This is a genomic window from Blautia hansenii, assembly GCF_013304445.1.
GTDB lineage: Bacteria > Bacillota > Clostridia > Lachnospirales > Lachnospiraceae > Blautia.
Genome location: NZ_JAAITA010000011.1, coordinates 1 through 18,646 on the forward strand (window position 1 = coordinate 1; position 18,646 = coordinate 18,646).

The window sequence follows — 18,646 nt, forward strand, 5'->3', positions numbered from 1 at the left end:
GATGGTTTACATGTACACATTTGTTGTCACAAACATGGATTCCTCACCAAAGTATCTCATAAAATTTTACTGCAAAAGAGGACGGATGGAAAACTTCATCAAAGAAAGCAAATCTGGTTTTGATTTCGCTTCTGTAAGTAGCCATGCTAGAATCGTAAATGCCAACAGACTTCAGGTGCACGCTCTTGCGTATAACATATTTAATTGGTTTAGACGATTGGCGTTATCAGCAAACATGCGAAAACAACGCATAGATACCGTCCGTTTAAAACTGCTGAAGAGTGCTGCAAAAATAATTCGTTCAGCAAGATATATCACATTCAAGCTGTTCAGTAGCTGCCCTTATAAGAATGAATTCTATGAGACACTTTCAAATATCGGTAAGCTGAATGTACAGCTGGAATAGCAACTATTAACGAACCTTGATAGCTTAACAATTGCACTCTGAAATCTGCCACAGGGATTTTATACCCTTTTGACGGGTTAATTGAGTGATGTTATGGCTGCATGGATCAATTTTTAGATTTATGGCACAGTTATCGCTTCAGATACTGTTCCGTGAATAATTCAGGTTGATTTATATAGGTTTGACATTTCTGGCAGTATTGATGATTATTCCTTTTTACTGGATGTTGATTTCTTCTGTAAAGCTGAATAAAGACGTATTCAGTATTCCAATGGAATGGATACCGAGAAGTTTTCACTTTGAAAACTATCAGGAAATATGGGAAAAAATCCCACTTTTAACATTCTTTAAAAACAGTACAAAACTGACAGTAATTACAACCATTATCCAGTTGGCAACAAGCTGCTTTGCAGCTTATGGATTTGCAAAGCTGGAGTTTAAGGGAAGAGATTTCCTTTTCCTTGCTTATGTAACGACAATCGCTGTTCCATGGCAGGTATACATGGTTCCTCAGTTTACTATGATGTCCAAATTCGGTTTAAACAATACACATATCGGATTGATTATGCTTCATGCCTTCAGCGCCTTTGGCGTATTCCTTATGAGGCAGTTCTTCCTCAGTATTCCAAAAGAGCTGTCGGAAGCGGCACGTATTGACGGACTTGGCGAATACGGCATTTTTGCCCGTGTGGTATTACCTTTAGCGAAACCCGGTATTGCAACCTTAACTATTTTTACTTTTGTAAACGTATGGAACGATTTCATGGGCCCATTGATTTACTTAAACAGTACAGAGTTAAAGACTATTCAGCTTGGTATTCGTATGTTTATTTCTCAGTATGCCGCTGATTATGCTCTGATTATGGCAGCATCTGTATGTGCTCTGATACCGGTAGTAATTATCTTTATTGCCTGTCAGAAATTCTTCGTAGAAGGTGTTGCAGCAAGTGGTATCAAGGGCTAAAAAAGGAGAAAAATATGGCACAGACATTTGAAAACCTTGAGAAATATCAGGGGTGCAGTCAGGAAATGATAGAACAGGCAGTTCATCAGGCAACTGCTATTGTAAAAGGTAATTTAAAGGATTTTACAGACTTTTTCCAGTCTCCCAATACAGAAAATGGATTTTATTGGCAGACAGAAAATGTAGAATGGACCACAGGTTTTTGGACCGGTGTGGTATGGCTGGCTTATGAGCTTACAAAGGACGAAGAATTTAAGAAAACAGGAGAAGTTCACGTAGACAGCTTTTTAAATCGTATTCAGAAAAAAATTGATGTGAATTATCATGACATGGGATTTCTTTACAGTCTTTCCTGTGTTGCGGCATATAAGCTGTGTGGAAGTGAAAAAGGAAAGGAGGCTGCTATTTTGGCAGCCGACCACCTGCTCACCAGATACAGAGAAAACGGAGAGTTTATTCAGGCATGGGGAAATGTAGGAGATCCAAAGGATTATCGTCTTATCATTGACTGTCTGTTAAATCTTCCCTTATTATACTGGGCAACAGAAGTTACAGGAAATCCGGAATATGCTGAAAAAGCCTGCAAGCATATTCATACGGCAATGCAGTGTGTGTTAAGGGAAGACCATTCCACTTATCATACCTATTATATTAATCCGGAAACAGGAAAACCTTCCTATGGCGTAACCCATCAGGGAAATCGAAACGGTTCTGCATGGGCAAGAGGACAGGCATGGGGCGTATACGGTGTTGCGTTAAGCTATCGCTATCAGCAAAATCCGGAGTACATTCAGATGTTCCGTGATGTAACCGATTACTTTATCGAACACTTACCGGAAGACTTAATTCCATATTGGGATTTTGACTTTGACACAGGAAGCACAGAGCCAAGAGACTCCTCTTCCTCCGCCATTGTTATCTGCGGTATTTACGAAATGCTTCCGTATCTGGAAAAAGAGGAAGCAGAGAAATATGGCATGGCAGCAGATAAAATGCTGTGTGCTTTAATTGAAAAATGTGCGGTAAAATCTAAGGAACAGTCTAACGGTCTTCTGCTGCACGGCACTTATGCCAGAAGCTCCGAAGAAAACACCTGCAAGGACAGAGGTGTGGACGAGTGTAACACATGGGGCGATTACTTCTATTTAGAAGCCCTCCGAAGAAGATGCGGAACATGGAACCCTTACTGGTAAGGAGGGAAATCATGAAGAAAAGACCAAATTTATTATATGTTTTTCTGGATCAGTGGAGATATCAGGCAATGGGCTATGCAAAGGAAGATGAAGTGTGTACTCCCCACATGGACAGCTTTGCAAGGGAAAGCCTAGACTGCACAGAAGCAGTGAGCACCTTCCCCCTTTGTTCTCCACACCGTGCATCCTTGCTGACGGGAAAATATCCTTTTAGTGTAGGAATGTGGACAAACCGCAAAATCGGATTAAGCGAAATTTTAATGTTAAAGCCACAGGAAACCTGTATCGGAAACGTGTTAAAGGATACAGGATACCACACCGGATATATCGGAAAATGGCATTTGGATGCCTCTGAGCAGAATTTTGAGAAAAATCCTGTTTCAGGAGCAAAGGATTGGGATGCTTACACTCCCCCGGGAGAGAGAAGACAGGGATTTGATTACTGGCTCTCCTACGGCGCATGTGATGAGCATTTAACTCCTCATTACTGGGCAGATACACCAAAGCAAATCAGACCGAACTGCTGGTCACCGGAATTTGAGACGGATAAGGCGCTGGAATATATGGAAGGAAAGAAACAGCAGGAAGAACCCTTTGCTCTGTTTGTTTCTTACAATCCTCCCCACCTTCCCTATGAGCTTGTGCCTGATAAATATTATGAAAAGTACAAAGATATGCCGGTACATTTCAGGGAAAACGTGCCCAAGGAAAAGAGGACTCCGGAGATGGAGACCATTACCAGACAGTATTTTGCAGCAGTTTCCGGTGTAGATGAACAGTTTGGAAGACTTTTAGATTTCCTGAAGGAAAACCACATGGAGGAAGATACCATTGTGGTACTTTCAGCCGACCATGGCGAAATGTTAGGTTCTCATGGACGTATGAGCAAAAATGTGTGGTATGAGGAGTCTATCCACATTCCATTGTATATCCGCCAGAAAGGGCGTCTTGCTCCTGCAAAATATAAGGAACTGGTAGCAAGTCCCGACCACATGCCTACACTTTTAGGACTTCTGGATATTCCTGTGCCGGATACCTGTCAGGGCTTTAATCATGCGCCGGGAATACTGGGACAGGAAAATGATGCGCCAAAGGATGCGTTTTTATGCTCTTATCCGGGAATGCCGGAAATGGTGGCAGCCTTTGAAAAACAGGGGTTGAACAGTAAGTGCTATGGCTGGAGGGGTATTCGGACACATACACATACTTTTGTAATAAATAATGGATATAAACCGGGAGAAAAACAGGTGAAAATGTTGTATAACAATGAAGAAGATCCTTATCAGCAAAATCCCATTATGATTACGGAGCTGAACGAGGAGCTTGCAGCGGGATATGAAAGGAGTCTGAGGGAATACTTAGACATGCAGCGGGACCCGTTTCTTATATAAAAATCAGGAGGTTGTTGCTTAGGCAATGACCTCCGTTTTTAGTATCATGACGAAGATTAAGAAAAAGAAGAAAAAAGATACAAGAATAAAGAAGATTCTTATCAGCAAAATCCGGTGATGATTACAGAGTTGGACGAGGAGCTTGCAGCAGGCTGTGAAAGGAGTCTGAGGGAATATTTAGATATGCTGCAGGAGCAACTTTTATATGGTGTACAGATTTTACATGTATCTGGCTGGCAAACGGGAAAATGCGCTATAATTACTCTATTATTGACCTGTATGACCGAAGTGTAGTTGCGACTGCTAACTCAGATTACATAAATGCTGAACTTGCAAAAACAATATTGGAAAAAGCATTAAGCGTGGAAAACGCTGCCCTATTTATAGAAAAGAATATGGAATTTGTGCGTCCTCTCATGTTATGATAGAAAAAGAATACATTTACGAAAAACGGAGTCACGCACATGAACTATCTTGATAAATCCCTGTACGAATACAGCCGTACAGACTTCTACCCTTTCCACATGCCGGGGCACAAGCGCCAGGTACAAAATGAATCCCTGCGCAATCCCTACGCTGTGGACATCACGGAAATTACAGACTTTGACAATCTGCACCATGCCGAGGGCATTATAAAAGAAAATCAGGATTTGGCGGCAGAGTTATATCACGCAGAGAAATCCTGGTTTTTAATCAATGGCAGTACGGCTGGGATTCTGGCGGCTGTTTCGGCCTGTACTTCCCGGAACGGGAAGCTTCTGATGGCGCGCAACTGTCACAAAGCTGTGTACCATGCCGCCTATCTGCGGGGACTGGAAACCGTGTATTTATACCCATCTTATGAACCATTTTGTGGATTAAACGGCGGAATCAGCCCTGCAGATGTGGAAAAAGCATTGGAAGAAAATCCAGACACAGAAGCGGTTATGATTACTTCACCTACTTACGACGGTGTGGTATCTGATATTGAAAAAATTGCAGAAATTGTCCACAGACATGGAATCCCGCTGCTTGTAGATGAAGCTCATGGCGCGCACTTTGCCTTTCACCCTGCATTTCCTGTATCTGCGCTGGAACTGGGGGCCGATGTGGTGATTCATAGTTTACATAAAACATTGCCCGCCATGACGCAGACTGCACTTCTTCACAAAAAGGGAGGACGGGTGTCAGAGGAAAAACTGGAAGAATTTCTGGACATCTACGAAACCAGCAGTCCATCTTATATACTTATGGGAGGAATTTCCTACTGTCTGCGCTATGTGAAAGAACAGGGGCAGGAACAGTTTGGACAATTTTGGGAGTATCTGCAGGAATGCCGCAAAGCACTGGGCAAATTACGGGTACTGCGATTGATAGGAAAAGAATTGACAGAACAGAAAGATATTTTTGATTTTGATTGTTCTAAAATTGTCATTTCTACAGCAGGGGCAGACATAGACGGTCCGGGACTCCATGAACTTCTGCGTAAGCGGTATCACCTGGAAATGGAAATGGAGGCAGAACAGTATATCCTGGCGCTCACCAGCGTGGCAGACAGCCGGGAAGGCTTTCAAAGACTCACAAAGGCTCTTCTGGAAATTGACAGGGAGCTGGCAGAGAAACATGCACCGGAGGGCTTTTGCTTTATAGAGAGCTGTCAGCAGGTGCACAACGAGCGGGTGTATCCTGTCTGGAAAGCCATGGAAAGCCCTTGCCGAAAAGTTCCTTTAGAGGAAAGCATAGGGAAAATTTCTGCGGAATATGTCTATCTCTATCCGCCGGGAATCCCGCTTTTGGTGCCGGGAGAGCGAATCAGTCCGGAATTTTTCAGACATATGGAAGAATTAAAGCTACAGGGATTGACTTTGCAGGGAATGAAAGATTACAGCCAGAATTCGATTTACATTGTGGAAGAAAGGAAAAATAATGGGTAAAATTTTTTATATTATGGGAAAAAGTTCCTCTGGAAAAGATACGATTTACAGCCGGCTTTTGGAGGATAGTCAGCTGGGGCTTTCCAGAATTGTTTTATATACCACCAGACCCATGCGGGAGGGGGAACAGGAAGGCCGGGAGTACCATTTTACGGATGAGGCCTGTTTTGAGAAATTGCAGGAACAGGAAAAAGTCATTGAATCCCGCACCTATCAGACCGTATATGGACCCTGGACGTACTTTACAGCAGATGACGGAACGCTGGAACTTGCAGAAAACAGTTATCTGGGCATCGGCACGCTGGAATCCTATGAGGGGATGAAGAAATATTACGGAGAAGAAAGCGTAGTGCCTGTGTATGTGGAGGTGGAGGACGGAGAACGCCTGCGCCGGGCCATTCGCAGGGAAGAATTGCAGAAAATACCTAAATATGAAGAGATGTGCCGGCGTTTTCTGGCTGATGCGGAGGATTTCAGCGAGGAAAAACTGCAGCAGGCGGGAATCTCAAAAAGATTCCTGAATATAGAATTGGAGAATTGTATAAAAGAAATTAAAAACAGTATACAAAAGTTGCAGTAGACGGAAAATATATGCTATAATGTGCTATAAACAAAGATAAGAAATCCTTCGGGATTACGGGAATTGAGGTGAATTGCAATGCAGGAAATAGAAAAAGTATTGGGACACGAAGAAGTAATTAAACATTTGCAGAATGCAGCGGCTATGGATAAAGTTTCCCATTCCTATATTTTTGCAGGAGAGAAGGGAAGCGGCAAAAAGCTGCTGGCAAAATTATTTGCTATGACATTGCAGTGTGAAAAACATGGGAAGGAACCATGTCTGCAGTGCAGTTCCTGTAAGAAAGCGATGAACCGGAACCACCCGGATATTATTTATGTAAGCCATGAAAAACCCAACTCCATTGGAATTGAGGATATCCGGGAACAGCTCATTGCAGATGTGGACATTAAGCCTTATACAGGGCCTTATAAGGTTTACATCGTAGATGAGGCGGAAAAATTGACGGTACAGGCGCAGAATGCCCTTTTGAAAACCATTGAAGAGCCGCCGGCATATGCAGTCATTATGCTTCTGGTCAATAATGGCGCAACGTTGCTTCCGACCATTGCCTCCAGATGTGTAACATTGAATTTTAAGCCCGTCCGGGATGAGGTGATTAAGAAATACCTTATGGAAGAGCTTCATGTGCCGGATTATCAGGCAGAAGTCAGTGTGGCTTTCGCCCAGGGAAATGTGGGAAGAGCAAAGCAGATTGCAACGGCAGAGGACTTTGCGGAAATGATGGAAGCAGCTTTTCGAATCCTGAAAAAAGGAAAAGATATGGAAGTCTATGAAATGGTAGATGCCATAAAGCTGCTGTCGGAACAGAAGCACACAGTTTATGAATACCTGGATTTGTTCCTGGTGTGGTTCCGGGATGTGCTGATGTTTAAAGCAACCAATCAGATAGACGGACTGGTTTTCAGGCAGGAATACAATGATATTAAAAGCCGCGCAGATGTCAGCTCCTATGAAGGGCTGGAAACCATTATCAAGGCCATTGAGACTGCCAAACAGCGTCTGCAGGCCAACGTGAATTTTGACTTAACCATGGAACTTCTGTTCCTTACAATCAGGGAGAACTAATCATGACAAGAGTAATTGGAGTAAGATTCCGCAATGTGGGTAAAATCTATTATTTTTCCCCTAAAAATCTGGAAATCAAATCCGGAGACCATGTAATTGTGGAAACGGCAAGAGGTGTGGAATACGGCAGTGTGGTGCTGGCACCTCGGGATGTAGAAGATGAAAAGGTGGTGCAGCCTTTAAAAGAGGTTATCCGCATTGCCAATACCCAGGATGACAAAAAGGAAGAAACCAATCGGAAAAAGGAAAAGGAAGCTTTTCGTATCTGTCTGAAAAAAATCAGAGAACACAGCCTGAATATGAAACTGATAGATGTGGAATACACCTTTGATAACAACAAAATTCTGTTTTATTTCACGGCAGACGGAAGAATTGACTTCCGTGAGCTGGTAAAGGATTTGGCGTCTATTTTTAAGACCCGAATCGAACTTCGTCAGATTGGTGTTCGGGATGAGACGAAAATTCTGGGAGGAATCGGAATTTGCGGACGTCCTCTTTGCTGCCATACTTACCTGTCAGAATTTGTCCCCGTGTCCATTAAAATGGCAAAGGAGCAGAATCTTTCCTTAAATCCGACGAAAATTTCCGGTGTCTGCGGACGTCTGATGTGCTGTCTGAAAAATGAGGAAGAAACTTACGAGGAACTGAACAAAAAGCTGCCGAATACAGGCGACCGGGTAACCACCTCTGACGGATTAAAAGGTGAGGTACAGAGTGTCAATGTGTTAAGACAGCTGGTAAAAGTTATCGTAGACGTGGAAGATGAGAAAGAAATCCGGGAATATCCGGCTTCTGAACTGAAATTCAAAGCCAGACAGAAACGGGAAAAAATCCGCCTGTCAGACGAAGAGATGAAGGCGCTCAAAGAGCTGGAAAGAGATAAATAAGAGAAAGAAAAGAGACAGAGAGGAAATTTCATGGAAGAGAAGAGTTTGCTTCTGGAACATGAAAGACTGGACGACCTGCAAAACGGATACATGCTGATACAAAATCCGAAGCAGTTCTGCTTTGGGATAGATGCCGTGCTGCTCTCCTGGTTTGCCTGCGTGAAACCGGGAGAGGAAGTGCTGGATATGGGGACGGGCACTGGAATCGTCCCCGTTTTATTAAAGGCAAGGTATCCCCAGGGGCATTTTACCGGTCTGGAAATACAGGAAGAAAGCGCAGACGTAGCCAGAAGAAGTGTACAGTACAATCACCTGGAAAAAGACATTACGATTACAACAGGAGACATTAAAGAGGCCGCGTCGATTTACGGGGGGGCTTTTTTTGATGTGGTAACAACCAATCCGCCTTATATGGTGGGCAGTCATGGGCTGACTGGAGAAAATCAGGCCAAAGTCATTGCCCGGCATGAAACTTTGTGTAACCTGGAAGACATTGTCAGCCAGGCGGCAAAAGTATTAAAACCAAGGGGCAGATTTTATATGGTGCATCGTCCCTTCCGGCTGGCGGAAATATTTTCCGTAATGGTGCAGTATGGCATTGAGCCTAAGCGCATGCGGCTGGTACACCCCTATGTGGACAAAGAGCCCAACCTGGTGCTGGTGGAAGGTATGCGGGGCGGCAAGTCCAGAATTACAGTGGAAAAGCCCTTGATTGTATATGAGAAACCAGGCGTTTATACCCGTGAGGTATTGGATATTTACGGACAGGAGACGAAAAAATGAGCGGAAAATTATACCTGTGTGCAACCCCCATCGGCAACCTGGAGGACATTACTTACCGGGTGCTGCGGACGCTGAAAGAGGTGGATTTGATTGCCGCAGAAGACACCAGAAACAGCATTAAGCTTCTGAATCATTTTGAGATTAAAACCCCTATGACCAGCTATCATGAGTACAATAAGTTTGATAAGGGGCGGTATTTGATTCAGCTGATGGAGGAAGGCAAAAACATTGCCCTGATTACAGATGCCGGAACACCGGGAATTTCAGACCCGGGAGAAGAGCTGGTGGCCATGTGCTATGAAGCAGGTCTTGAGGTGACTTCTCTTCCCGGCGCGGCGGCCTGCATTACGGCGCTGACCCTTTCCGGGCTGCCTACCAGAAGGTTTTCCTTTGAAGCTTTTCTGCCTTCTGATAAGAAGGAGAGAAGTTTTATTTTGGAATCCCTGAAAGCGGAAACCAGAACCCTGATTCTTTATGAGGCACCTCACAGATTAATAAAGACCCTGGAGGAACTTTACGAAGCACTGGGAGAGCGGAGAATTTCCGTATGCAGGGAGTTGACGAAGAAGCACGAAAGTGTCTTTCGGGGAACTCTTTCAGAGGCCGTCAGCTGGTATGGTGAGCATGCTCCAAAAGGAGAATGTGTGCTGGTGCTGGAGGGACGCAAAAAAGAAGAACTGGAAGAAGAAGAACGGCGCAGATGGGAGGACATGACACTGGAAGAGCATATGGATCTCTATCTGAACCAGGGAACTGAGAAAAAAGAAGCGATGAAAAAGGTTGCAAAAGACAGGGGAATCCGTAAGCGAGACGTTTATCAGGCGCTTTTAAAAGACTGAAATCTGTATTTTGAAGTGGGAAAAGCATATGAATGAAAGAGATAAAGAATACGAAAAACGATTAAGAGAAAGAGAGCGAAGACGCCAGCAGCGGCGCAAAGAAGTTTTAAAACAGAGAATTCTTCTGGGAACCGTGGGAGGGCTTCTGGCGGTGATTCTGGTCACAGCGGCGGTGTCAGGAGCAAAGAAAGATTCTAAGGCTGCAAAGGAACAGCAGAAGAAAGCAGAAGCTGTTCAAAAGGCAGAAGAAAAGGCGAAAAAAGCGGAAGAGGCCAAGAAAGCCCAGGATGCGGTGTTTACAATCAGTGCAGCAGGGGACTGTACTCTTGGTACGGACGAAAATTTCGACTATGAAACAGGCTTTACGGGAAAATATGATGCGGTACAGGACCCGTCCTATTTCTTCAAAGAGGTAAAATCTATTTTTGAAGCGGATGATTTAACTATTGTAAACATGGAGGGAACGCTGACTGAGGAGGAAACCCGTGCAGATAAGCTGTATGCTTTTAAAGCCTCTCCGGAATATGCGAAAATTCTTACAGAGGGTGATGTGGAAACCGTAAATCTTGCAAACAATCACACCTACGATTACGGGGAAAAAAGTTATACGGATACCATAGCAGCTCTGGACGCAGAGGGAATTATTTCCTTTGGAAATGACAGGACTGCTATCATAGAAATTCAGGGGATTAAGGTAGGACTTCTGGGAACTTACGAACTGCGGGACCACATGGGCTGTGAGCAGGAGATGAAAGACAATATTGCCAATCTGAAGGAACAGGGGGCGCAGTTGATTATTGCAACGTTCCACTGGGGGGAAGAGCGGGAGAATATTCCCAACGAAACCCAGGTAGCCCTGGCTCATTCTGCCATTGACAATGGAGCGGATTTAGTGCTGGGACATCACCCTCATGTACTGCAGGGAATTGAAGAATACAAAGGGAAAAATATTGTGTACAGCCTGGGAAACTTCTGCTTTGGCGGGAATTCAGGACCCGCGGATATGGATACCATGATTTTCCAGCAGACTTTTACCTTTGTAGACGGAGAACTGCAGGAAGACAATGTGAAGAATATTATTCCGTGTAAGATTTCATCTGCTTACACAGAAGGATATAACAACTATCAGCCGCTGCCTGTAGAGGGAGAAGTGAAGGAAGCAATTTTCACAAGGATACAGGAGTACAGCCAGGCTGTGGGAACAGAACTTGATGTGACCGGAATGGGAATGAAAGAAGATACTTCTTCAAAAGACGAATAGAATACAGAATATTTTCATAAGCTGATACAAAAGAATTTCCTGGAGGTTTTATGCTGGATATACTCTGGGCTGTAATGCTTCTTACAGGAATTTTGTACGGTGCGCTTACCGGAAATATGAACCAAGTGACGGACGCTGCTCTTTCCTCTGCGAAAGAGGCAGTGTCCCTTTGTATTACTATGGCAGGAATTGTGGCTATGTGGGTAGGTGTTATGCAGATTGCCAGAACTTCGGGACTGGTGGATAAAATGACAAAAGGCATGCAGCCGCTTCTGGCTTTTTTGTTTCCGCGGATACCCGGGGAACACAGAGCCATGGAATTTATTTCTGCCAATATGATAGCCAATTTTCTGGGACTTGGGTGGGCGGCAACACCTTTTGGGCTGAAAGCCATGGAAGAACTGGGGAAACTGGAGGAAGAAAGAAGACAGGGAAAGGCCTTGGGAACGGTCAGAGAAAGCGGTATGGCCAGCAATGAGATGTGTACGTTTTTGATATTGAACATATCATCTTTGCAGCTGATTCCTGTGAATATTATTGCCTACAGAAGTCAGTATGGGAGTGTGAATCCTACAGCCATCGTGGGGCCGGCCATTGTAGCGACCTTGGTGAGTACGGCGGTGGCAGTGGTGTTTTGTAAGGGAATGGAAAGAAGAAAGCATTGACGTATGGCAAGACAGGGTGTATAATGACTCCATTACAGCTTTGCTACGTTGAAGTGTAACGGTTTTATTTGATAAAGTATCGAGGCGACAAGGAGGAAAAAAAATGAAACGAAAGAAGTTATTAGCCCTTACAATGACAGCAGCAATGGGAATGTCCATGGCAGCCTGCGGAGGAGAATCAGATTCCGCAGAAAGCAGCGGAGACGTCTATAAAATCGGAATCTGCCAACAGCTTGAGCATGATGCTTTAGACCAGGCAACCCAGGGGTTTGAGGATGCCTGCAAAGAAAAATTTGGTGAGGACAAGGTAGAATTTGACAAGCAGAATGCCCAGGGCGAGCAGGCTATGTGCAGCACCATTATCAATAATTTTGTCTCTTCGGATGTGGATTTGATTCTTGCCAATGCGACTCTGCCTTTGCAGACTGCAGCACAGGCTACCGCAGATATCCCGATTCTGGGAACTTCCATTACCGATTATGCGTCTGCTCTGGGCGTCGACCCGGAGGACTGGACAGGTGCTACCGGCGTAAATATTTCAGGAACCAGTGATTTAGCACCTATTGACAAGCAGGAAGATATGCTTCTGGAACTGGTACCGGATGTGAAACAAGTGGGTATTTTGTACTGTTCAGCAGAAGTAAATTCTGAATATCAGGCGAAGATGTTTGCAGAAGAACTGAAAAAAGACGGCATTTCCTATAAAGAATATACGGCGGCCGATTCTAATGAAATCCAGTCCGTTGTCACCAATGCGGTGAGCGAGTGCGATGTGCTTTACGTTCCGACAGACAACACCATGGCGAATAACACAGAAATTATCAATAATGTCTGCCTTCCGGCAAAAGTTCCGGTCATTGCAGGCGAACAGGGAATCTGTGCAGGATGCGGCATAGCTACCTTATCCATCAGCTATTATGATATCGGCTACAAGGCAGGGGAAATGGCGTATGAGATTCTGGCTGAAGGAGCGGATATTACCACAATGGAAATTGAAACCGCACCGGAAGTAACGAAAATGTATAATCCGGCTATTTGTGAGGCATTAGGAATCAAAGTGCCGGAAGGATACGAAGCAATCGCGGAATAAGAGAAGAAAGGATACAGGAGATATGATAACAGGTTATTTGGCATTAGATCCGATGGCTTTGCTGCGGGCGCTTCCGGGAAACGTGGCGCAGGGGCTGATATGGGGAATTATGGCATTGGGAGTATATATCACTTTCCGAATTTTGGACTTTGCGGATTTAACTGTAGATGGTTCGCTGGCAACGGGAGGTGCGGTGGCGGTTATGTTGATTCAGAGCGGCATGCACCCGGCTGTTTCTCTGGTGTTTGCATTCCTGGCAGGCATGGCGGCGGGATTTGTCACAGGGTTTCTGCATACGGCGCTGGGAATCCCCGGAATTCTGGCAAGTATTCTCACACAAATTTCCCTGTATTCTGTGAATTTGGGGATTATGGGAAAGGCAAACCAGAGTATTGGACTGACCCAGAGAAATCTGGTGGCTTCTTCCAGATATGTGACAGCAGATGACAGTGTTTTCTTTTTTGTGAAACTGGTGGCAGGATGTCTGATTCTGGTAGCAGTTGTGTACTGGCTTTTCGGTACGGAACTGGGCTCTTCTATCAGAGCTACGGGCTGTAATCCGCAGATGGCAAGGGCACAGGGCATTAATACAAACTTCACAAAGGTGATTGCACTGATGATTTCCAATGGACTGGTGGGTCTGTGCGGCGGCATCTATGCGCAGTATCAGGGTTCTGCAGACGTCAATGCAGGCCGTGGCGCTATCGTTATCGGTCTTGCAGCCGTGATTATCAGTGAAGTTATTTTTGCAAAACTGTGTGCCGGTAAGAAAATTGCATTTGCCTATACGCTGGCGGCTGTGTTTGTAGGCGCGATACTCTATTTTGTCGCTTATACACTGGTATTATGGCTGGGTGTAAAATCGGATTATATGAAGCTGTTTTCCGCTTTTGTAGTGGCTGTTTTCCTGGCGATTCCTTATCTGAAAGGGAAATATGCAGGGAAGAAGAGGAGGACAAAATAATGGGATACATGCTGGAAATTCAAAATGTACATAAAACTTTTAATCTGGGAACCATTAACGAGAAAATCGCTTTAAACGGTGTAAATTTAAATCTGAATCCAGGCGATTTTGTAACCATTATCGGCGGAAACGGAGCCGGAAAATCCACGACACTGAATGCCATTGCAGGTGTCTGGCCTATTGATGAGGGAAATATCATTGTAGACGGGGTGGATTTGACAAGACTTTCCGAACACAAGAGAGCCGTACATCTGGGAAGAGTCTTTCAGGACCCTATGATTGGCACAGCGGCTACCATGTCTATTGAAGAAAACATGGCCATTGCAGCCAGAAGGGGGGAACACCGGGGATTTCGGTGGGGAATTTCAAAAAAAGAGCGTGAGCAGTATAAAGAGCAGTTAAAAGAGCTGAATCTGGGACTGGAAGAGAGACTGAGCAGCAAAGTGGGACTGCTTTCCGGCGGTCAGAGACAGGCCATTACACTTCTGATGGCGGCTATGAAAAAGCCGAAACTACTGCTTTTAGATGAACATACAGCTGCCCTTGATCCCAAAACCGCGGCAAAGGTACTGGAGATTTCCGATAAAATTATCGAGGAAAATCAACTGACGGCTATGATGGTTACACATAATATGAAAGACGCCATTGCGCACGGAAACCGTCTGATTATGATGCACGAAGGACGGGTCATTTATGATGTGTCAGGAGAAGAAAAGAAAAAACTTCATGTTTCCGACCTTCTGGCAAAATTTGAGGAAGCCAGCGGAGGAGAATTTGCCAATGACAGAATGATGTTGGCATAAGACTTGAAAAACTCCCTTTCTTTGGGTATACTGTTGTATCAGAATGAACCAAAGGAAGGGAGTTTTTATGGAAACAAATGAATTTCTGGAGAAGCCCGTGAAGGGCTTATTTTATCGTTATCTGGTTCCTTCTATTATTGGAACTATGGTAACGTCTATTTATGTTCTGGCGGACACTATTATCATAGGAAAAGGGCTGGGAAGTGTGGCTATGGCTGCGCTGAATATCGCTTTGCCTATTTACAATATTTTCTTTGGCATTGGTCTGCTCTTTGGCGTGGGTGGTTCTGTGCTGATGTCAGTGTACCGGGGAAGGAACCTGAAGAAAGAGGCAGATGCCTACTATACAGCCGCCTTTTTTATGAATATTCTGGTGTGGCTGGTCTGTCTTGTGCTGTGCACGGTTTTTATGGAGGATTTGGCCTGGATGCTGGGCGGAACAGAGGAAACCATGCCTTACATTATGGATTACATTCCGTACATTATCTGGGGTATGGGCGGATACTTTCTTTCTGCCTTTTTGCAGACGGTTATCCGAAATGACGGTGCGCCGAAGCTGGCCATGAATGCAGTAATCGCAGGTGGTGTGACGAATATTATTTTAGATTATGTTTTTGTATTCCCTATGCAGATGGGAATGGCAGGAGCAGCCATAGCAACCGTCATTGGCTCCTGGCTTACCGTGGCGATTTTGTTTGTGCACTTCTTTACGAAGAAGAATCAGCTGAAGTTTAATTTCAAAGGAATCCGTCCCGCATTTATAAAAGAAATTGTGGTGAATGGATTTGCCAGCTTTTTGATTGAAGTTTCTGCGGGAATTACGATTTTCATTTTCAATCTGCAGCTTTTGAACTATGTGGGAAATATAGGAGTCACCGTGTTCGGCATTATCTGTAATGTTTCTATTGTGATTATGGGTCTGTGCAAAGGTGTGAACCAGGCGGCCCAGCCGATTATTTCCATGAATCATGGGGCCGGTAAGAGAGAAAGGACACAGGAGGTCCGGGGACTGGCTATGAGGAATTCTCTGCTTATCTGTGCTGTGCCGGTGCTTGTGGGATTGATTGTACCTAATTTTTATACATACATTTTCCTCAACCCGGATAAAGACATTCTGTCACTTTCCGCAGAGGCGGTAAGAATATACTTTGTAGGATTTATTTTCCTGGCTGTGAATATGGTGTATATTTCCTATTTCCAGTCCGTGGTGAAAAATATGTATTCCCTGATTATCTGTTTGCTGAGAGGATGTATTCTCGTCATTCTCTTCGTGTATTTGCTGCCGGTGTTTCTGGATGTGTCTGGTATCTGGCTGGCTTTCCCGGCGGCGGAACTACTTACCATGTTTGTGGGAAGCAGAATGATGAAAAAGGATTGACAAAACGAAAACAGGTGCTATAATAAATTACGTTATTTGCATATTGTGCCAATGGAAGGGTGCAGGAAAGCGGCGAAATGCCCACCGAAGGAGTAATACTCTCAGGGGTCTTTTACAAGACGAGACTGTATCTGGATGGCTCTCTGGAGAATCCCATTTATGGGTGCCGAAGGTGTAAGCAGACGGAAATCCGGCTGTGAATCTCTCAGGCAAAAGGACAGTGAAGTTTTTACAGTTGTTTTTGTGCTTCAAAAACGGCTGTGCACAAACGCATTTGCGCTTAAACTGAACTTGAAAAGAGGCTGTCACAGGACGCAGGACTTAAAAATACCATTTGGTATTTCTAAGATGCAGATTGTGACAGCCCTGTTTTTTTTCCAACAATATGCTCTCAATCTAAACAAAGGGAGATAGAAAAATGGAAATGGTAGCATCTGTTGTAGAAGTGGTGAACAAATTTTTGTGGGATTATGCGCTTTTAATCCTGCTTCTTGGAACCGGAATTATTTATTCCTTCAGTCTGAAATTTATTCAGATACGGAAGTTCGGCGCGGGAATGAAGAAAATGTTCGGCGGCTTTTCTCTTCATGGGAAAAGCAGTGAAAACGGTCTCAGTTCCTTTCAGGCTCTGGCGACAGCCATTGCAGCGCAGGTAGGTACGGGAAACATTGCCGGCGCAGCCACGGCCATTGCTTCCGGAGGACCGGGTGCAATTTTCTGGATGTGGGTCAGCGCATTCTTTGGTATGGCCACCATTTATGCGGAGGCCGTTATGGCGCAGCACACCAGAGTAAAAGAAAACGGCGTCATTGTAGGCGGTCCGGTGTACTACATAAAATATATTTTTAAAGGAAAATTCGGCAAATTCCTGGCAGGCTTTTTCTCAGTAGCCATCATTCTGGCACTGGGATTCATGGGAAATATGGTACAGTCCAACTCCATTGGAAGTTCTTTTTATAATGCTTTTGGTGTAAAACCCATGGTTGTAGGTGTTGTGATTGCCCTGGTAGCAGCGTTTATTTTTATCGGCGGAATTAATCGAATTGCAAGAGTGACGGAAAAAGTGGTTCCGTTAATGGCTCTGATTTATATTGTGGGCTGTCTGATTATTCTCTTTATGAATCTGGAAGGCACAGGCAGAGCTTTTCATGACATTTTTGTGGCAGCCTTTGACCCCAAAGCAGTTCTTGGAGGTGCGGCTGGTGTTACCGTACAGAAAGCCATGCGTTTCGGTGTGGCAAGAGGTCTGTTTTCCAATGAAGCTGGTATGGGTTCCACGCCTCACGCCCATGCAACTGCAGATGTAAAGCACCCGGGTGACCAGGGAATTATTGCCATGATGGGTGTGTTTATTGATACTTTTGTTATTTTGACGCTGACAGCGCTGGTAATTCTGTCCACAGGCGCTCTTGCAAGCGGAGAGACGGCAGCTGCGCTGGCACAGGTAGCTTTTGATTCTGCGTTTGGTTCTTTCGGAGAAGTTTTCATAGCGATTTGTATGCTGTTCTTTGCCTTTACGACCATTATCGGCTGGTACTATTTCGGAGAGGTGAATGTGCGTCACCTGCTTGGCAAAAAAGCCGTAAAGGTCTATGCTCTCCTGGTGGTTGTCTGTGTACTGGTTGGTTCCGGACTGAAAGTAGATTTGGTATGGAATATGTCTGATATGTTTAACGGACTTATGGTGATTCCGAACTTGATTGCAATTTTGGCCTCTATTAAGGTAGTTAAGCGCCTGAGTAAAGAGCACGAAAATTTGTAAAAAGTTTTGAAAATATGTGCTGGAAACAGTTGAAAAATTTCCCGATTTGCTTTATTCTATAATCTGTCGCAAAAACAGACACCATATTTATAGAAGGCTCAGGGAGGAAACAAAAGATGTGTGAAAAAACCGTGTGCTTTCAGCACATAGACGAAATAAAGGAATTTGTAAATGCAGCGTGCCGCTGTGATTTTGATATTGATATTATCAATGACCGTCTGACTATTGACGCAAAGTCCATTTTAGGTGTGTTAAGCCTGGAATACAATAAAGAACTGTGCGTCAGATATGAACAGCAGGATTCAGAATTTGAAAATGTTCTGGGTAAATTTGCAATCGCATAGAGAAAATTCCCGGACAGGGTGTTTACAAAGTGTGCAAGATGTGATAGCATGAAACATATATGTAAACACAGTGACAAAGAGAGTACATGTATGTCTCGTTTTACAGAGAGGCTTTCGTATGCTGAGAGAAAGCGAATGAGGATATGTGGAAGATGGCTTTTGAGAGGCGCACCGAAGTATGAGAGCATACCAAGGCTGCGACAGGTTCCGCCTGTTATAGCGGTAAGGTATGAATGTACCTGGTGAGGTCTGTGCCGCGAGGCAGAGACGAACAGAAGTGGTAACACGGGTAAATAGGACTCGTCTTCTTTGGAAACAGAGAAGACGGGTTTTTTTGCTTTCGGACAGAAGCTTT

Annotated in this window: 18 protein-coding genes, 1 riboswitch and 1 other annotated feature; all 18 genes read left to right on the plus strand. The window is 44.4% G+C overall.

What is annotated here, in order from left to right; translation table 11 throughout:
• Nucleotides 1-406, plus strand: a 406-nt coding sequence (locus G5A70_RS09265) for a transposase (protein WP_173749369.1), incomplete at its 5' end; no start/stop codon positions are given.
• Nucleotides 407-608: 202 nt separating this feature from the next.
• A complete protein-coding gene (locus G5A70_RS09270) occupies nt 609-1,370 on the plus strand; it encodes a carbohydrate ABC transporter permease (protein ID WP_173749452.1) in 762 nt (253 codons plus the stop codon).
• 14 nt (nt 1,371-1,384) lie between these two features.
• Nucleotides 1,385-2,563: a glycoside hydrolase family 88 protein gene (locus G5A70_RS09275; protein WP_004220931.1), complete on the plus strand. Its 1,179-nt coding sequence runs from the start codon at nt 1,385-1,387 to the stop codon at nt 2,561-2,563.
• A gap of 11 nt (nt 2,564-2,574) precedes the next feature.
• Nucleotides 2,575-3,954, plus strand: coding sequence for a sulfatase (locus G5A70_RS09280; RefSeq protein WP_226853599.1), 1,380 nt, complete (start codon nt 2,575-2,577; stop codon nt 3,952-3,954).
• Nucleotides 3,955-4,418: 464 nt separating this feature from the next.
• Entirely contained in the window at nt 4,419-5,867 is a 1,449-nt protein-coding gene (locus G5A70_RS09285; RefSeq protein ID WP_173749371.1) for an aminotransferase class I/II-fold pyridoxal phosphate-dependent enzyme, read from the plus strand.
• Nucleotides 5,860-6,447: a guanylate kinase gene (locus tag G5A70_RS09290; RefSeq protein ID WP_173749372.1), complete on the plus strand. Its 588-nt coding sequence runs from the start codon at nt 5,860-5,862 to the stop codon at nt 6,445-6,447. The genes G5A70_RS09285 and G5A70_RS09290 overlap by 8 nt, the downstream gene beginning before the upstream one ends.
• A gap of 78 nt (nt 6,448-6,525) precedes the next feature.
• A complete protein-coding gene (holB, locus tag G5A70_RS09295; RefSeq protein ID WP_173749373.1) occupies nt 6,526-7,515 on the plus strand; it encodes a DNA polymerase III subunit delta' in 990 nt (329 codons plus the stop codon).
• A gap of 2 nt (nt 7,516-7,517) precedes the next feature.
• Nucleotides 7,518-8,402 carry a PSP1 domain-containing protein gene (locus G5A70_RS09300; RefSeq protein WP_173749374.1) on the plus strand — a complete coding sequence of 295 codons (885 nt, stop codon included), beginning with the start codon at nt 7,518-7,520 and terminating at the stop codon, nt 8,400-8,402.
• Between the two features lie 30 nt (nt 8,403-8,432).
• Nucleotides 8,433-9,185: a tRNA1(Val) (adenine(37)-N6)-methyltransferase gene (locus G5A70_RS09305; RefSeq protein WP_173749375.1), complete on the plus strand. Its 753-nt coding sequence runs from the start codon at nt 8,433-8,435 to the stop codon at nt 9,183-9,185.
• Entirely contained in the window at nt 9,182-10,024 is an 843-nt protein-coding gene (gene rsmI / locus G5A70_RS09310) for a 16S rRNA (cytidine(1402)-2'-O)-methyltransferase (protein ID WP_173749376.1), read from the plus strand. The genes G5A70_RS09305 and rsmI overlap by 4 nt, the downstream gene beginning before the upstream one ends.
• A 28-nt stretch (nt 10,025-10,052) precedes the next feature.
• Nucleotides 10,053-11,285, plus strand: coding sequence for a CapA family protein (locus G5A70_RS09315; RefSeq protein WP_173749377.1), 1,233 nt, complete (start codon nt 10,053-10,055; stop codon nt 11,283-11,285).
• A gap of 50 nt (nt 11,286-11,335) precedes the next feature.
• Nucleotides 11,336-11,950: a nucleoside recognition domain-containing protein gene (locus G5A70_RS09320; RefSeq protein WP_173749378.1), complete on the plus strand. Its 615-nt coding sequence runs from the start codon at nt 11,336-11,338 to the stop codon at nt 11,948-11,950.
• A 103-nt stretch (nt 11,951-12,053) separates the two neighbouring features.
• Nucleotides 12,054-13,040 (plus strand): ABC transporter substrate-binding protein, encoded by a 987-nt coding sequence (locus G5A70_RS09325; protein ID WP_173749379.1) that lies wholly within the window; start codon nt 12,054-12,056, stop codon nt 13,038-13,040.
• A 22-nt stretch (nt 13,041-13,062) separates the two neighbouring features.
• Nucleotides 13,063-14,004 carry an ABC transporter permease gene (locus tag G5A70_RS09330; protein ID WP_173749380.1) on the plus strand — a complete coding sequence of 314 codons (942 nt, stop codon included), beginning with the start codon at nt 13,063-13,065 and terminating at the stop codon, nt 14,002-14,004.
• 8 nt (nt 14,005-14,012) lie between these two features.
• Nucleotides 14,013-14,807: an ABC transporter ATP-binding protein gene (locus tag G5A70_RS09335; RefSeq protein ID WP_173749453.1), complete on the plus strand. Its 795-nt coding sequence runs from the start codon at nt 14,013-14,015 to the stop codon at nt 14,805-14,807.
• Nucleotides 14,808-14,874: 67 nt separating this feature from the next.
• Nucleotides 14,875-16,185, plus strand: coding sequence for an MATE family efflux transporter (locus G5A70_RS09340; protein WP_173749381.1), 1,311 nt, complete (start codon nt 14,875-14,877; stop codon nt 16,183-16,185).
• Nucleotides 16,186-16,318: 133 nt separating this feature from the next.
• Nucleotides 16,319-16,416, plus strand: a riboswitch (glycine riboswitch).
• 187 nt (nt 16,417-16,603) lie between these two features.
• The gene (locus tag G5A70_RS09345) at nt 16,604-17,947 is read left to right on the plus strand and encodes an alanine/glycine:cation symporter family protein (protein WP_173749382.1); all 1,344 of its coding nucleotides are present in this window, start codon (nt 16,604-16,606) and stop codon (nt 17,945-17,947) included.
• Nucleotides 17,948-18,063: 116 nt separating this feature from the next.
• The gene (locus tag G5A70_RS09350; RefSeq protein ID WP_173749383.1) at nt 18,064-18,291 is read left to right on the plus strand and encodes an HPr family phosphocarrier protein; all 228 of its coding nucleotides are present in this window, start codon (nt 18,064-18,066) and stop codon (nt 18,289-18,291) included.
• A gap of 61 nt (nt 18,292-18,352) precedes the next feature.
• Nucleotides 18,353-18,602: a binding site (T-box leader), on the plus strand.
• The last annotated feature ends 44 nt before the right edge of the window (nt 18,603-18,646 follow it).

Coding starts and splice junctions, on each gene's coding strand:
- G5A70_RS09325 (WP_173749379.1), top strand. CDS start 12,054: ATGAAACGAAAGAAGTTATTAGCCCTTACAATGACAGCAGCAATGGGA.
- G5A70_RS09340 (WP_173749381.1), top strand. CDS start 14,875: ATGGAAACAAATGAATTTCTGGAGAAGCCCGTGAAGGGCTTATTTTAT.
- G5A70_RS09335 (WP_173749453.1), top strand. CDS start 14,013: ATGCTGGAAATTCAAAATGTACATAAAACTTTTAATCTGGGAACCATT.
- G5A70_RS09320 (WP_173749378.1), top strand. CDS start 11,336: ATGCTGGATATACTCTGGGCTGTAATGCTTCTTACAGGAATTTTGTAC.
- G5A70_RS09280 (WP_226853599.1), top strand. CDS start 2,575: ATGAAGAAAAGACCAAATTTATTATATGTTTTTCTGGATCAGTGGAGA.
- G5A70_RS09275 (WP_004220931.1), top strand. CDS start 1,385: ATGGCACAGACATTTGAAAACCTTGAGAAATATCAGGGGTGCAGTCAG.
- G5A70_RS09305 (WP_173749375.1), top strand. CDS start 8,433: ATGGAAGAGAAGAGTTTGCTTCTGGAACATGAAAGACTGGACGACCTG.
- G5A70_RS09315 (WP_173749377.1), top strand. CDS start 10,053: ATGAATGAAAGAGATAAAGAATACGAAAAACGATTAAGAGAAAGAGAG.
- rsmI (WP_173749376.1), top strand. CDS start 9,182: ATGAGCGGAAAATTATACCTGTGTGCAACCCCCATCGGCAACCTGGAG.
- G5A70_RS09350 (WP_173749383.1), top strand. CDS start 18,064: ATGTGTGAAAAAACCGTGTGCTTTCAGCACATAGACGAAATAAAGGAA.
- holB (WP_173749373.1), top strand. CDS start 6,526: ATGCAGGAAATAGAAAAAGTATTGGGACACGAAGAAGTAATTAAACAT.
- G5A70_RS09285 (WP_173749371.1), top strand. CDS start 4,419: ATGAACTATCTTGATAAATCCCTGTACGAATACAGCCGTACAGACTTC.
- G5A70_RS09300 (WP_173749374.1), top strand. CDS start 7,518: ATGACAAGAGTAATTGGAGTAAGATTCCGCAATGTGGGTAAAATCTAT.
- G5A70_RS09330 (WP_173749380.1), top strand. CDS start 13,063: ATGATAACAGGTTATTTGGCATTAGATCCGATGGCTTTGCTGCGGGCG.
- G5A70_RS09270 (WP_173749452.1), top strand. CDS start 609: ATGATTATTCCTTTTTACTGGATGTTGATTTCTTCTGTAAAGCTGAAT.
- G5A70_RS09345 (WP_173749382.1), top strand. CDS start 16,604: ATGGAAATGGTAGCATCTGTTGTAGAAGTGGTGAACAAATTTTTGTGG.
- G5A70_RS09290 (WP_173749372.1), top strand. CDS start 5,860: ATGGGTAAAATTTTTTATATTATGGGAAAAAGTTCCTCTGGAAAAGAT.